14 protein-coding genes are annotated in these 14,557 nt (G+C 70.9%); 6 read left to right on the forward strand and 8 right to left on the reverse strand.

All coding sequences use genetic code 11. The features are described from left to right. Positions 1–6 precede the first annotated feature (6 nt). Together ABEA34_RS11620 and ABEA34_RS11625 are read right to left on the reverse strand one after the other, a co-directional pair. Entirely contained in the window at positions 7–2,217 is a 2,211-nt protein-coding gene (locus ABEA34_RS11620) for a SpoIIE family protein phosphatase (RefSeq protein ID WP_345521422.1), read from the reverse strand. Next, on the reverse strand, positions 2,196–3,437 hold the full coding sequence (locus ABEA34_RS11625; RefSeq protein WP_345521423.1) for a D-arabinono-1,4-lactone oxidase: 1,242 nt from the start codon (positions 3,435–3,437) through the stop codon (positions 2,196–2,198). Before ABEA34_RS11625 ends, ABEA34_RS11620 begins: the two co-directional genes overlap by 22 nt. A gap of 68 nt (positions 3,438–3,505) precedes the next feature. On the opposite strand from ABEA34_RS11625, the gene ABEA34_RS11630 reads away from it, so the two are divergent. Then, positions 3,506–3,904, forward strand: coding sequence for a DUF7144 family membrane protein (locus ABEA34_RS11630; RefSeq protein ID WP_345521424.1), 399 nt, complete (start codon positions 3,506–3,508; stop codon positions 3,902–3,904). 1 nt (position 3,905) lies between these two features. Here ABEA34_RS11630 and ABEA34_RS11635 read toward each other — a convergent pair whose 3' ends face one another. From ABEA34_RS11635 to ABEA34_RS11645, 3 genes are all read right to left on the reverse strand, one after another. Beyond that, positions 3,906–5,399 (reverse strand): sulfatase family protein, encoded by a 1,494-nt coding sequence (locus ABEA34_RS11635; protein ID WP_345521425.1) that lies wholly within the window; start codon positions 5,397–5,399, stop codon positions 3,906–3,908. Between the two features lie 70 nt (positions 5,400–5,469). Beyond that, positions 5,470–6,120 carry a hypothetical protein gene (locus tag ABEA34_RS11640; RefSeq protein WP_345521426.1) on the reverse strand — a complete coding sequence of 217 codons (651 nt, stop codon included), beginning with the start codon at positions 6,118–6,120 and terminating at the stop codon, positions 5,470–5,472. 112 nt (positions 6,121–6,232) lie between these two features. Then, positions 6,233–6,466, reverse strand: coding sequence for a hypothetical protein (locus ABEA34_RS11645; protein ID WP_345521427.1), 234 nt, complete (start codon positions 6,464–6,466; stop codon positions 6,233–6,235). Between the two features lie 84 nt (positions 6,467–6,550). Here ABEA34_RS11645 and ABEA34_RS11650 point away from each other — a divergent pair, with 84 nt between their 5' ends. From ABEA34_RS11650 to ABEA34_RS11660, 3 genes are all read left to right on the forward strand, one after another. Then, positions 6,551–6,931 carry a helix-turn-helix domain-containing protein gene (locus tag ABEA34_RS11650; RefSeq protein ID WP_345521428.1) on the forward strand — a complete coding sequence of 127 codons (381 nt, stop codon included), beginning with the start codon at positions 6,551–6,553 and terminating at the stop codon, positions 6,929–6,931. A gap of 118 nt (positions 6,932–7,049) precedes the next feature. Then, the gene (locus ABEA34_RS11655; protein ID WP_345521429.1) at positions 7,050–7,454 is read left to right on the forward strand and encodes a M78 family metallopeptidase domain-containing protein; all 405 of its coding nucleotides are present in this window, start codon (positions 7,050–7,052) and stop codon (positions 7,452–7,454) included. Positions 7,455–7,556: 102 nt separating this feature from the next. After that, entirely contained in the window at positions 7,557–9,128 is a 1,572-nt protein-coding gene (locus tag ABEA34_RS11660) for a hypothetical protein (RefSeq protein WP_345521430.1), read from the forward strand. 40 nt (positions 9,129–9,168) lie between these two features. Here ABEA34_RS11660 and ABEA34_RS11665 read toward each other — a convergent pair whose 3' ends face one another. Together ABEA34_RS11665 and ABEA34_RS11670 are read right to left on the reverse strand one after the other, a co-directional pair. Next, the gene (locus ABEA34_RS11665; protein WP_345521431.1) at positions 9,169–10,299 is read right to left on the reverse strand and encodes an RNA polymerase sigma factor; all 1,131 of its coding nucleotides are present in this window, start codon (positions 10,297–10,299) and stop codon (positions 9,169–9,171) included. A gap of 5 nt (positions 10,300–10,304) precedes the next feature. Further along, positions 10,305–10,715, reverse strand: a complete 411-nt coding sequence (locus ABEA34_RS11670; protein ID WP_345521432.1) for a YciI family protein — start codon at positions 10,713–10,715, stop codon at positions 10,305–10,307. A gap of 195 nt (positions 10,716–10,910) precedes the next feature. Between ABEA34_RS11670 and ABEA34_RS11675 the strand changes: the two genes are divergently transcribed. After that, positions 10,911–12,476 (forward strand): T9SS type B sorting domain-containing protein, encoded by a 1,566-nt coding sequence (locus ABEA34_RS11675; RefSeq protein ID WP_345521433.1) that lies wholly within the window; start codon positions 10,911–10,913, stop codon positions 12,474–12,476. A gap of 293 nt (positions 12,477–12,769) precedes the next feature. Then, entirely contained in the window at positions 12,770–13,948 is a 1,179-nt protein-coding gene (locus ABEA34_RS11680) for a DUF4062 domain-containing protein (protein ID WP_345521434.1), read from the forward strand. Between the two features lie 55 nt (positions 13,949–14,003). Here ABEA34_RS11680 and ABEA34_RS11685 read toward each other — a convergent pair whose 3' ends face one another. Continuing rightward, the gene (locus ABEA34_RS11685) at positions 14,004–14,507 is read right to left on the reverse strand and encodes a hypothetical protein (protein ID WP_345521435.1); all 504 of its coding nucleotides are present in this window, start codon (positions 14,505–14,507) and stop codon (positions 14,004–14,006) included. Between the last annotated feature and the right edge of the window lie 50 nt (positions 14,508–14,557).

Raw genomic sequence — 14,557 nt, forward strand, 5'->3', positions numbered from 1 at the left:
CGGCCACTAGGACAGCCTGAGCGCCAGCACGGTGGTGTCGTCGTCGCCGTCGTCGGCGTGGAGCTCGATCAGGCGGTCCACCCAGGACTGGAGGTCCGAGTCGGCGTAGGTGTCGGCCGCGAGAGCGCGCAGCCGGTCGGTGCGCTCGTCCATGTCGACGCCCCGACGCTCGACGAGGCCGTCGGTGTAGAGCAGGAGGGCGGCCCCCGGCGGGAGGTCGAGCGTCACGGTCTCGGCCTCGCCGAGACCGACCCCCAGGAGCGGGCGGACCGGGAGGTCGACGACGTCGGCAGCGCCCCGCGTGATCACCAGCGGCGGCGGGTGGCCGGCGCTGGCGAGCTCGACCCGGCCAGTGGTGGGGTCGAGCACGGCGAGCACGGCAGTGGCGACCCGTTGGTCGATCAGCCCCGCCATCAGCAGGTCCAGCTTGTCGAGGCACGTGGCGGGGTCGTGGCCCTCGAAGAGGTAGGCCCGCAGGGCCGTCCGCACCTGGGTCATGGCGGAGGCCGCGGAGACCCCGTGCCCGGCGACATCGCCGACGACGAACACGATCCGGCCGTCGGAGAGGGGAAAGGCGTCCCACCAGTCGCCGCCGAGCTGGAAGGTGGACGCCGGCTGGTAGCGCGCGGCGAGCTCGATGCCGTCGAAGCGCGGCGGATCGTCGGCGACCACGCTGCGTTGGATCGACTCGGCCATCGCGAGCTGGTCCCGCGACCGGCTCAGCAGAAGCCCGATCAGGTGCTTGCCGAGCGCGTCGGCGACCTCGAGCTTCCACGGCGCCCACGGGGTGCTGCGGCCCCGCACCACCTGCCGCCACTTCTCGAAGGACCGACGGGGGCTCAACCGGACGTGCGGGCCCTCTTCCGCTGCGAGCTGCTTGTTGGTCGGGTCGCCGCCCCAGTCGACGACGCGCTCCTGCTCCGGGCGGAACCACAGCAGCCACCGGTCCGAGTCGGACCCGATGCGCAGCACCCCGGCTGCCGAGGAGGCACCCGCGAGTGCCGGCACGAGCGCGGCAAGGTGGTCGGTCGAGGTCGCGTAGCTCGCCGGGTCCTCGAGCGCCGTGGCGATCAGCTGGAGCTGCGCGGCGTCGAGGTCGACGTCGCCGCGCACGGTCACCACGCCGTCGTACGACAGCACCGCTCCGGTGGCGTCGACCAGCGACAGCAGCTCGGGGTCGTCCATGATGCTGACGAGCGGGGACTCCGGGCTGGTCGACGTACGCGCGGCGATCCGGCCGAGCACCGCCTGCGCAGCGAGGGTGCGCTCGCGACCATCGGCGCGCTCGCGGTCGCCGGCGAGCTGGGAGGCGACCTGCCCCAGGAACTCCGCCGCCGAGCGGGCGTCGTGGCTGGGCCGGTGCGGCCCGGAGTAGTGGTGGCACGCGACCAGCCCCCACAGCTCGCCGTCGACGACCAGCGAGATCGACATCGAGGCGGTGACGAACATGTGGGAGAGGTACTCGATGTGGATCGGCGAGACGCTGCGCAGCGTCGCGTGGGAGAGGTCCAGGGGTGCGTTGGTACCGGGGTCGAACACCGGGTGCAGCGGCACCGGGGTGTACCCGATGTCGGCGATCAGGCGGGTCCAGTTGACCGTGTAGAGCCGCCGGGCCTGCGCGGGGATGTCGCTGGCCGGGTAGTGGAGCCCGAGGAACGAGTTGAGGCCGTCGCGCCGCTCCTCGGCGATCACCTCGCCGTTCCACTCCTCGTCGAAGCGGTAGACCATCACCCGGTCGAACCCGAGCAGGGCGCGTACCTCGACGGCCAGCTGGGCGCCCAGGTCCGCGACCGACGGCGCCTGGGCCAGGCGAGCCATTGCCCCGCGGGTGGACTTGTAGGTCAGCCGCATCTGCCCGACCGTGCTGACCGGTTCGATCTCGACGATCTGCCGGTCCCCGGAGCGGTGCTGACGGATCTCGACCTCGCCACCGCGCAGCGTCGCGCTCTCGACCCCGTCGGTGATCGCGATCGCCAGGCCCGGACCCACGAGCTCCGCCAGGGTGCGACCGATCGCGGCCGTCGGCGCGACCCCGAGCATGCTCTCGACGTTGGCCGAGACCATCACCGCACGCTGCTCGTCGTCGAGCGCGAGCAGGACGCCGTGCGGCTGGATCGCGCCGGGGATGTGGATCGGCTCGCGGTCGCAGGTGGTCAGGTCGACCTCGCCGTACGCCGGCGTGTGCACGGCCGCGCTCATGCCCCGAGCTCGAGGCATCGTTCGAGGAAGGCGTTCTGGAACTTCCGAGACGGGTCCACCCCGCTAACGAGATCACGGAAGTCGTCGAAGCGTGGGTAAAGCGGCCGCAACAGGTCCGCGCTCGCGGCGAAGCACTTGCCCCAGTGCGGCCGGCCGCCCAGCGGCAGGAGAGCCTCCTCGATGGCGGGCAGCGCGGCGTACACCCCGGACACGTCGCGCAGCCAGGTGAAGTGGAACGCGACGACGTCCTGGTCGTAGGCACCGCTGAGCCACAGTGAATCGGCCGCGATCGTGCGGATCTCGGCAACCTGCAGCAGGGCGGCGTACGACGGCGCGAGGGCGCGCAGCCGCTCGATCGCCGCCGGCGCCTGCGGGCGCGGGACGAGGTACTCGCTCTGCAGCTCCTCGCCCCGGCTCGGCGTGAACTCGAGGCGGAAGTGCGGGAGCCGCTGGTGCCACGAGCCGCTGACACCGCCCTGCCGGGTCACGGCCTCGACGTCGGCGCCGGCCAGCATGTGCAGCGTCGCGGCGGCCGGTGCGGATCCGAAGAGGTCGGCGGGCGGGACGGTCCCGCGGCTCTTGAGCCAGACCTGCTGGACCGTCCCGCTCAACCAGTCCGTGAAGAGGCTCACGCTGTAGGCGCTCGCGGTGATGGCGTCGAGGTGCTCGACCGCCACGTCCCACGGGAGGTCGGTGTAGAGGTCCTGGCGCACGTCGTACGACGGCTCGATGTCGAGGGTCACGTGCGTGGTGACGCCCAGCGCGCCGAGCGAGACGACCGAGCCGTCGAAGTCGGGCTCGCCGCGGCTGACGGTCCGCAGCTCGCCGTCGGCCCCCACCATCTCGAGGGCGGCCACGGCCGCGGCCAGCGACCCGGTGCGGTCGCCGGACCCGTGCGTGCCCGTCGCGATCGCGCCGGCGACCGAGATGTGCGGGAGGGACGCCATGGTGGCGAGGGCCCAGCCCGCCTCCGCGAGCCGCCCGGCGAGCACGCCGTAGCTGACGCCGCCCGACACGCGCACCACGCGTCGTACGGCGTCGATGTCGATGTCCTGCCCGAGGTCCTGGGTCGAGACCAGGTCGCCGATCGAGTCGGCCAGGTCGGTGAACGCGTGCCGGGTGCCCAGCGCTCGCACCCGGTCGCTACGGGCGACGATCTCGCTCAGCTCGTCGACGCTCGTCGGGTGGTGGACCCGCTCTGCCACGTAGGTGTGGTTGCCCGCCCAGTTTCGCAGCACACCCCATCTTCGCGCACTCACCCGCTCCGGGTGATTCGAGGGCCCGCTCCACGCGAGACACTCCGGCCATGTCTCCTGCCACCACCGAGAACTCGTGGGCCAGCGGCCTCGGCATCTTCGCCGGTGCCGCCCTGCTGACCGTCGGCGTCTTCCAGTTCCTGGAGGGCGTCGCCGCTGCTGCCAAGGACGACGTGTTCGTCCGTACGACGAACTACGTCTTCTCCTTCGACCTCACGACCTGGGGCTGGGTGCACATCGTCGCCGGCATCGTGATCGCCGTCGTCGGTGGGTCGATCCTGGCCGGGCAGCGGTGGGCGCTGCTCGCCGGTGTCGTGCTGGCCATGCTCTCGGCGCTGCTGAACTTCGTCTGGCTGCCCTACTACCCGGTCTGGGCGGTCGTGGTCATCGCCTTCGACATCGCCGTGATCTGGGCGCTCAGCACGATCCTCGGCAACAGCCGCCACTGACTCAGCCCGCCGCCTCGAACCCGCGCGGGCAGCTCGACCCGGCGCAGTCGCGGTACCTCCGGTCCCACCTCCGCAGTTGCTTCAGGGTCGAGCGGTACGCCGGCCGCCGCGCGACGTTGACCAGCTCGCCGGGGTCACGGGCGCGGTCGTACAGCTCCTCGAACCCGTTGCGGGAGCGGACGTAGGTGAGGTCGCCGTACCGGATCCCCGAGTAGAGCCGGCGGTGGCCGCCCTTGACCGGGTAGGCCTCGATCGGCACCGCTCGGCGCTGGTCGGGGCGGTCGAGCCAGGGCAGCAGGTCGACCCCGTCGACCTTCCGGGTCGGCCGCGCCCGGGCGAGCCCGGCGATCGTCACCGCCAGGTCCGGGTTGGTGATCGGGGTCGAGACCCGCTTGCCGGCGGGGATCCCGGGACCACGCATCACGATCGGGATGCGCACCGACTTGTCGTAGAACCAGAGCTTCCCGACCAGGTCGTGCTGACCGACCATGTAGCCGTTGTCCGAGGTCAGGATGATGACGGTCCGCTTCAGCTCGCCGCTGCGGCGCAGGGCCGCGACGGTCCTCCCGACCGCCCGGTCCACGGCGAGCAGCGACTCGAGGCGCTGCTGGTAGACCTCGCGGATCGCCGCGCGATAGCTCCGCGGGGCGACCGGCCCGGCGTGCGGGTTGCCGCGGAGGTCCTGCTCCCACATGTCCGGCTCGCGCGGCAGGGCCCTGTGGCGGAAGTGGTTGCGGTCCCGCGGCGCCGGCGTGGTCGTCGGTGGCCGCCGACCGTCGGACGTGCGACCGGGGTCGTCGGACTCCCGCGGCCCACCGTGGTGCGGTGCGACGTAGTTGACCCACAGGAAGAACGGGTCGTCGCGGAGCCGACCGTGGCGGTGCTGGGCCAGCAGGTCCTCGGTGTAGCGGGCCAGGATGTCGCTGCTGTAGCCCGGCGGCTTGACCACCTTGCCGTCGACGTTGAACTTCGTGTGCAGGAACGAGTACGTCGTGAAGTCGATGCTCGCCCGCCACCGGTCCCAACCCGGCGGGATGTAGCGCGGGTTGTTCACGCCGTACCCGTTGAGGTACTTGCCGGCGAACATCGTCTCGTAGCCGGCCTTCTTCAACCACGTCGGCAAGGTGCGTCGGTCGTTGAAGGACCTGAAGCCGCCGGCCTCGCCCTCGATCGTCAGGACCCCGTGGTTGTGGGCGTACTGTCCGGTCAGCAGGGACGCTCGCGCCGGCGCGCAGATCGGGGTGGGCGCGATCCCCTGGGTCATCGTGGTGCCCTGGTCGGCGATCAGCTCGCGGGTGCGGGGCATGACCGCGAGGTCCCCCTCGGCCAGGTCGTCGAGCGTGATCATCACGACGTTGGGGCGCTCGTCCGCGGCCGGCGGCGGCGCCGGCTGTGCGTGCACGCTCGACGCGGCCGCCCATCCGGCGAGGGCCGCCGTGGCGGTGATGACGGCGGTCAGCCGCCTCCTGCGTGCCTGTCTCCCGGGTCCACTCACGGGAAGGACATTAACTCGATCGAGTTAGTTGTCTTTCATGTGGTCTCGCACTTCAGACGCGCAGGCTCTGCTACCAGAGTGGCTCGGTCCCGCTCAGGATGGCGCTCTGCTTGGCGACAGCGCGCTGGGCTGCGACTCGCCAGTCGAGGTCGATGTCGAGCTCGAAGGCCTTGATGGCGACCATGCCCCACAGACAGCCGAGCGCCCCCTTGCCCGCGCCGGCGGCGCCACCTCCGGCGAGCGCTCCGACCGCGGCCGTGCCGCCGCAGACGACCTCGATCTTCATGAGGCCTTCGGAGAACTCCTTGTTGTGACGGGCCGCGGCGTCGCAGTTGACCTTGTAGCCGGCGCCGGCGATCGGGGTGCACATCATGGCTTCCAGCGGGAACTTCCACCAGTCGCCGCGCTTCTTTGCCAGCCGTTGCCGGGCCGCGCGGTGGTGGGCGAAGTAGGTGTTGAACGCCTTTCGCCAGACCGCTGGCAGGCGGTAGCCCTTGGCGTTGCCCAGCTTGCCGTCCTTGAAGGCCTCGGCGTGGTTGCTGGCCCACCGGTGTGCCCATTGGTCGCAGGTGAGGTCGGGATTGCCGGGCGGGATGCAGCGCTTGCGCTGCACGCCGTCGGCCTTGGCGCCGGCCGGCGCCGAGGACGGTGCCGTGGCGCCCTCCGCGTGCTGGAGGTAGGTGAGGGTCAGGGCGAGGACGAGCCCGATCACGAGGGGCACGACGCCCCATTCGACGATCAGTCTCCGTGTGGTCTTGCGTCGGGCCGTTGACTGCACGCGATTCTCCATCTGTTGGGACCACCCCGAGACGGGGCCCGCACCGCGGTGGTCATCACGAGACCTCGGCTCGATCCCTCAGGGCGAGCCGCTCGACGGGTACGTCGAGCCAGGTGGCCACGAGCAGCAGCTCGACGACGTCGAAGACGACGGCGCCGGACATCCGGCTGCGCGCGGTCGTGGTCGAGACGCCCAGCACGACTGCCAGCTCCTTGGCCGTCCTGCCCTGCCGGCCCATCTCTGCGCGCACCTCGGCGGCCACGGCCGCGCCGTACTCCGCAGGGGTCATGACAGGACGGTGCATGGTTTTTCATGCACTGTCAACCCTCTCATGCAGATTGACGCTATTTCATGCATCTGTCAGCCTTTCGCCGTGACCATCCCTTCCGGCCCGGCGCCCAGCCCCGACTACCTCCAGCGCTTCTCGGACGCGCTGGTGTCCGAGATCAAGGCGGAGATGGGGCGTCGCGGGCTCTCGTCACGGGCCCTGGGCCGGCAGGTGCAGCGGTCCTCGCAGTACATGTCCGACCGTCTCGACGGCGGCAACTCGACGACCGGCCGACGGGTGACGCTCACGGTGAAGGACCTGGCCGCGATCGCGGCCGTGTTCGGACTCCACCCCGCCGAGCTCATCGAGAGGGCGAAGTCGGCGGTCGACGGCGAGGACGCCGCACGCCCGGTCGGGCTCGAGATCGCCGCGCACGACTCGGCCGCCCCGATCACCCAGGAGCAGGAGGCGCCCGAGACCCCCTGACGCCGGACGTGCCCGGCACTGTCGGAGGCGGCCTGTACAAACGGAGGCGCGTCGACGTCGCAGCGCTCCGACCGGGCGGACGCAGGGAACGGGGGTGCCGGGCGGCCATGACCCAGTGGTGAACGAGCAGCGTCTCGCGGAGCTCATCGAGCTCTGCACCTCGCAGGGCGTGCGGGTCGAGTGGGTCGACCTGGGCGCCCACCGGCACGGCCAGTACCAGCGCCGACTCCGCCTGATCGAGCTCAACCCACGGCTCGTCCTGCGCCAGCTCGTCCCGGTGCTCGCACACGAGTACGCCCACTTCGTCTACGACGACGGGTGCTCGTCGGCCGCCCGCGAGAGGAGGGCCTGGGAGCACGCGGCCCTCATGTTGATCACGCCCGCGGACTACGCCCGGGCCGAACGCCTCGTCGGCTCGCACCCCAACGCCATCGCGACCGAGCTCGACCTGACCCCCGTGGTCGTCCGCGCCTGGCGCCGTCAGCACCGTGCGGCCGCGCTCGCGCGCGACGACTGCGCCTAGGGAGACGAGAAGTCTCGAACGCCAGCGCGCGACCCACCTCGCTTGGCACCATACGAGGTGCGTCGCAGCTCGTGCGTCCGCGACTCGGAGCGAGAGGCCCGCGTGAAGATCCCCACTGCCGTCATGGCCCTGCTCCTGATGATCGCCGGACTGCTGGCCGCTGCGCCCGCGGCCACCGCCGACCCCGCGTCCGAGGTCACCGTCACGTGGCCGGAGTACACCCGCTTCAACCCGACGCTGACGACGTACGACATCAGCACCACCAGCCCCGGTGACCGGCACCTCTTCTACACCTGGGGCCGAGCCGGTGACAGCTATGCGCTCGGTCAGGCCCCGGTGCCCGACTCGGGGCAGCTCGATCTGGCGCAGGCGCCGGAGGGCGGCGTCCAGGTGCGGATCTGGTCGTGCGCCACCGCACAATGGACGGTGGGAAGCTGTCCGCACGTCGCGGACTCGCCGGCCCTCGAGCTGCGGTCCAGGATGGCCGTGACCTCCCATGCCTGGGAGACCGAGGTCGTCGGTGTGGGTCAGAACCACTTCTTCTTCTCCTACGCGCCACAGCCGCCCGCCGTGGGCTACCCCCAGATCACCTGGGAGCTGCTCGACACCGACAGGACGTCGTTCGACACCCCGATCCACGGAAGCCTCACGCCGCAGCAGCTGGAGGAGCGGGGCCAACTGACCGTCGGGATCTCCTACGTGGTCCCCGCCGACATTCCGACGGGCACGTACTACATGGACGTGCGGGCGAGCCTCGACACCGTCGACTACGGGCACCTTGAAGGTCACATCAACGGCGGCGACGCTGTCTCGGACGGCCTCGCCGAGATCAGGATCGACACCGATCCGCCGCACCTCACGGTGGACGAGTCGGAGATCCCCGCCACCATCTACCCCGCGGACGACAACTACCTCGACTACGCCGAGATCCCGGCTTCCACCGACGTCGAGACCGAGGGCACCCTCGAGGTCACCGACGCATCCGGCGCCGTCGTCCACCGCGAGGGCGAGCTCCTCGTCGACGGGGACGGGTACGGAGACGAGATCAGCTGGACCGGCCGCACCACGACCGGGAAGATCGCCCCCGTTGGCTCCTACACGATGACGCTGACCGTGGCCGACTACGCCGGCAACACCGCGACCTGGTCGCGTTCCATCGCGGTCTCCGACAAGAAGCTGCAGTGGACCGTCTTCGAGCAGAACGTATCGGCAGCAGCGTCGCGCACGGGCAAGCCGCTCGTGGGGAGGTGCTCGACGCTGGCATCGCCCGCCCGCGGCGGCCGTCGCGGTTCTCTCGGCTACTACTCCCAGAGCCGGTGCGTGGGCAACGACAAGGCCAACACCGTGGCGACCAACCACGGCATGTACCTCCCGAAGGCGTTCCGGCACCAGTACTCGTGGTCGCAGGTGACCCTGAACGGCGGGCCGGCGACGAGATCGCGGGACAACTACATCGTGCTGGGCTACGTGGAACCGCGGCGCGGCAGGCTCATCGGAACCAAGGTCCTGCTCCGCGGCAACGGCGCCCACGACGGCCGTCGCCTGGACAGCAGCGGCATCTGGGACCTCAAGACGGACAAGCCGTACATCATCTGGTCCAACGGGCTCACCGCCGGCAGCCGGTACGACGTCCGCAGCTACACGGTCAGGGTCCGCTACCTGGCCCTGCGCTGAGGACAACAGCTGCTCGTGGTCTCTCAGGTGGTCTCGCAGCTCAGCGGTGCAGCCGGGCGGCCTGCCGGGTGAGGTGGTCGCGCTCGGCGGCCGACGTCGCGCGGCTCGCGGCCACGACGTAGAGGTCGTGCGCGAGCTCGCGGTTACCCGCCTGCTCGTGGAGGTAGGCGCGGACCGCAGCGTGCCGGGGTACGTCGTCCGGCACCTGCTCGACGGCGCGCAGCCCGGCGAGCGGGCCGTCGACGGCGCCCACCGCGACCGCCCGGTTGAGGGCGACGACGGGGCTGTCGGTGAGGCGCGCCAGCTCGTCGTACCACTCCAGGATCTGGCTCCAGTCGGTCTCCTCCGCCGTCCGTGCGTCGGCGTGCAGCGCGGCGATCGCCGCCTGGGCCTGGTACTCCCCGAGCCGGTCGCGCGCCAGCGCCGCCTGGAGCACGACGACGCCCTCGGCGATCGCGTGCCCGTCCCAGCGGGACCGGTCCTGCTCCGCGAGCGGCACCAGGGAGCCGTCGGCCGTGAAGCGGGCCGCGCGCCGGGCGTGGTGGAGCAGCATCAGTGCGAGCAGCCCCCCGACCTCGGGCTCGTCGCTGGACCCGGCGAGCTGGCGGGTCAGCCGGATCGCCTCCGCGGCCAGGTCGACCTCGCCGGAGTAGCCCTCGTTGAAGATCAGGTAGAGCACCTTCAGCACCGTGCCCAGGTCACCGGGCGCGCCGATCCCGACGTCGGCGACGGCCCGCTTGGCGCGGCTGATCCGCTGCGCCATCGTCGCCTCCGGCACCAGGTACGCCTCGGCGATCTGCCGGGTCGTCAGCCCGCCGACCGCGCGCAGCGTGAGCGCGACCGACGACGCCGGGGTCAGCGACGGGTGGCAGCACAGGAAGAGCAGCAGCAGCGTGTCGTCGTGCTGCTCGGTGGGTCCGGGTGGTGGCGTCTCCACCTGGGCGAGCTCGCGGCGCTGCCGGGCGCTGTCCGAGCGCTGGGCGTCGAGGAACCGCCGCCAGGCCACGGTGACCAGCCAGCCCTTCGGCTCGGCGGGCGGGTCGTCCGGCCAGCGGCGTACCGCCTCGACCAGCGCCTCCTGGACGGCGTCCTCGGCCGCCGCGAAGTCGGCTCCGCGGCGGACGAGGACACCCAGGACCTGAGGACCCAGGTCCCGCAGCAACGTGTCCATCGGGGTCAGTCCGTGCAGGTCTTCGGCTCCTCGAGGAAGGGCCGGACCTCGATCCACTCCCGCAGCGGCTGGCTGTCCTTGCCCGGGGCGGAGGAGAGGTACGCCGCGGCCTCGTGCGCCCGCGCCTCGGACTCGACGTCGATGACCATCCAGCCGGCGATCAGGTCCTTGGTCTCCGCGAACGGCCCGTCGGTCACCGGCGGACGGCCGGGCCCGTCGTACCGCACGAACGTCCCCTCGGGCGACAGCGCCTGCCCGTCGACGTACTCGCCGCGCTCCCGCAGGTCGTCGGCGACCCTGCCCATGAAGGCGATGTGGTCCGACACCTCCTCGGGCGTCCAGTCGCTCATCGGGACGGTGCCGTAGTCGGTCCGCTCGGGTCCGCCGCGGTAGTGCTTCAGCAGCAGGTACTTCATCGTGGTGCTCCTTCGGTGTCCGAGGCGGCCATTGTGGCCGCCGTCGAACCCAGGACGGAGCCGTCACACCGTTCTCGACATCACCCTCCGAGATCTCCGGAGGAACTCTCGAACGCCAGCGCGCGACCGGTTCGCTTGGCACCATACGAGGCGTGTCGCAGCTCGTGCGTCCGCGACTCGGAGCGAGAGGCCCGCGTGAAGATCCCCACCACCGTCATGGCCCTGATGATGCTCGTGGCCGGCCTGCTCACCGCGGCGCCCGCGGTCGCCGACCCCGCCTCCGAGGTCACCGTCGTGTGGCCCGAGGTCACCCGCTTCAACCCGACGACGTACTCGTACGACGCCGTGGTCTCCAACAGCGGCGCCGGGCACCTGTTCTCCACGTGGGGGTACGACAGCCAGATGCCCTGGCTGACCGTCGCCACGCCCGTCCCCGAGTCCGGGCACGTCACCCTGGGCGAGGACCAGGAGGGCATCGGGCGTCTGCTGGTCTGGTCGTGCACGACGGAGCAGTGGAACGCCTTCGACGGCACCTGCACACAAGCAGCGTCGTCCCCGGACCTCCAGGCCTGGTCACACATCGCCGTCGTGAACATGGACAACGCGGACGTCCGGGGGCCCGGCCTCAACCACGCGAGGATCTACTACGGGCCGCAGCCTCCGACCGTCGACACGCCCGAGGCGACCTGGGAGCTGCTGGACGGCGACCGGCTCCCGTTCGCCGTACCGGTGACCGGGGAGCTGGGACCAGCGGACCTGGTCGTCAGCGACTTCGACGGGCTCACGACGATCCCGTTCACCGTCCCGGCCGGCCTACCCAACGGCCACTACTACCTCGACGTGCGGATGACGGTCGACAGCGCCGACTTCGGCCCGCTCCAGGGAAGCATGGGCGCCGCGGACGGACGGCTCGTCGACGTCATCGTCGACAGCGTGGCCCCCCAGCTGAAGGTGACGAAGCCCCCGACGCAGGTCTACCCGGTCCGTGACAGCTACCTCGACGCCGTCGTGCTCAGGGCCTCCACCGACGAGCAGGCCACCGGCACGCTCGATGTCACCGACAGCGCCGGCAAGCGGGTCTTCCACACCGGCAACCTGCGGCTCGCCAACGCGGACTGGTCGGGGGACTCCGTCTACTGGAACGGTCGCACCTCCGGCGGCGCCCTCGTCCCCGAGGGGACCTACACGATGGTGCTCACCGCGACCGACGCGGCCGGCAACACGGACACCTGGTCGGGGCGGATCGCCGTCTCGCACAAGAAGGTGCAGTGGACCGTCTTCAAGCGCACCGTCACGGCAGCCGCGTCCCGCTCGGGCAAGCCGTTCGTCGGCCGCTGCTCGACCCTGGCGTCCCCGGCCCGCGGCGGACCGCGCGGCTCCCTGGGCTTCTACTCGCAGACCAAGTGCGCGGGCGACAGCAGGAGCGGCACGGTCGCGACGAACCACGGCATGTACATCCCGAAGGCGTTCGACGACCGCTACGCCTGGGCGAGGGTCACCCTCAACGGAGGGCCCGCGACCGCCTCGGCGGACAACTACCTGGTGCTGGGTTACCTGAGCCCGCGCAACGGCCGGCTCGTCAACACCCGGATCCTGGGGAAGGGCCACCGAGCGCACCCCGGCCTCAAGGTCGACGTCGGGAGCATCTGGGACCGCAAGAAGGACAAGCCCTACATCCTCTGGTCCAACGGCCTCACCGCGGGCAGCAGGTACGACGTCCGCAGCTACACCGTCGAGGTTCGCTACCGCATGCTGCGCTGAAATGGCATCAGGCCCCGGATCTCTCCGGGGCCTGATGCTCACGTGCGCGAGGGGGAGTCAGCGCGCGCAAAAGCGGAGATCTCCCGTTTCAGGGGGTTAAGGGCGTGGCGCGGGCCCAGTTCTGCACGGTGCCGCGCCCAGGCGTCACACCCGTGCACTCCCGCGCCGGACGGCCCTGAGCGGTCGCCGGGCGACCACGTCCTCGAGGTGTCGCTGTCGGTCTGCGCCTCTACGCTTGGTGTCGTGTACACGGCCGGCTTCCACTACAACCGGATCTCCAGGAGTGCGACGCGATGAAGGTGTTCATCTCATCCGTGACGCATCTGCTCAGCGACGAGCGGGCCGCGCTGCCTCCGTTCCTGCGGCTTCTCCATCACGAGGGTCTGCGCTTCGAGGACTTTGAGGCGCAGAACCGGTCGAGCAGGGAGGCGTGCCTCGCCGGCGTCGAGGAAGCTGACGTGTACGTGCTCCTGCTGGGCCCGAAGTACGGCACCCCGCTCCCTGACACCGGCCGGGCGCCGACGGCGGAGGAGTTCACCCGGGCAAGGCAGCGGGGCATCCCGATCCTGGTGTTCAACAAGGTCGTGGACGAGCCCGACGAACCCGAGCAGCGTGCGTTCAAGGCCGAGGTCGGTCACTACGTCAACGGACGCCTGTGGCGGTCGTTCATGGACCCGCTCACCTGCAACCAGGCGGTCGGGGAGGCGTTGGAGCAGGTCAGCGTGTCCCAGGGTCCCCTCCGGAAGGAGAACCCCACGGGGGCGATATCGGTCCCGTGGATCTCCGAGGTGTCGGCCGACGACGGGTCGGGCCAGACGCTCGCGAACTGGTCGCAACGCCGCGGCGGCGGTCTCGTGCCCTCCTCGGTGTACGCCCCGGTCCTCGAGCTGCACGTCGTCCCCGACGGCACCGTGCCCTACCTCGGGGCGGCCGACATGGCACGACGAGCACAGTCGCTCGCGGCAGACGTGCGGACGTCGAACTTCGTGGGCAACGCAGACCCGCTCGACGTGAACTCCTCCGACGACCTGGCCTGGGCAGTGCGACCACCACACAGCAACCGAACCTTCGGCAACGAGGTCACCGTCGAGGAGTTCCGTGGCGCGCTCGCGACCCGTGCCGGTGCCGCCGGGGCCTTCCGGGCGCTAGACACCGACACGATGGGAGCGCTGGTCGACCAGGCGTCTCTGCAAGAGGCCCTGGCGCTTCTCTTCGGGCTGGCATCTCCGCACGTCGTCGAGACGGAGAACGTCGCGGTCGCGGTCGGCCTCGTCAATGCCGACCGCGTGTGGGAGGGCGACCCCCGACGCATGGGAGGGCGGAACTCCGGCCACATGAGGACCACCCTGGGGGCCGCCGTCCGGGTAGGCGGCGACTTCGTGGTCGCGAAGGACAGGCTGTCGGGTGGGTTCGGCGACCTGGGCGCCGACCTCGCTCACACGCTCCTGCAACGGCTCCGCGACCTGAGGTAGCGCATCAACAGCCTTGCCGCCGTCCCCTAACCAGGGTCGAGGCGGCGCATGCCAGTCAAAGTCCCTCGCAGAGCACGTCGATGATCGCCGACAGGTCTTCCCTGCCGTGCCGGCCAAGTCGGCCCGGAACTAGCGGCAGGTCCAGAGTCGTTCCGTCGCGGAACACGATCTGCGCCCGCTCGGTGTCCCACTCGCGGGTTTCGATGTAGCGATGCTTGCGCGTCGCCAGGTTCGTGAGCTCCACAGCGACGATGTCGGTTCGCCTCCGTGCCCAGACGCTGGCACGGTCCGGTTCTTCGTCCGGGTCGTATGCGTCCCAGTCCGGCGCATCCTTCGAGGCGAACCCGACGACGGCCCGGGATGCTGTCAGCCACAGAGCACGCCAGTCGGTCACCCTGTTCTCCACGTGGACCTGCACGAGGTGGGCTTCGACGGGCGCGCCGTTCGCGAGACGCAACATCGCATCCCAGATGACCGCAGGCGCGAGCAGGTTCTTGTCCAGGTCGGCCAGTCTCGCCTGGGCGGCCTGGAGGTCTTCCGCGGTGAAGCTCTTCGTCATGCAGTCACGCTAGCGATGGAGCGCCCACCACGGTCGAGATCGTTGCCGTC

The organism is Nocardioides conyzicola (assembly GCF_039543825.1).
GTDB lineage: Bacteria > Actinomycetota > Actinomycetes > Propionibacteriales > Nocardioidaceae > Nocardioides > Nocardioides conyzicola.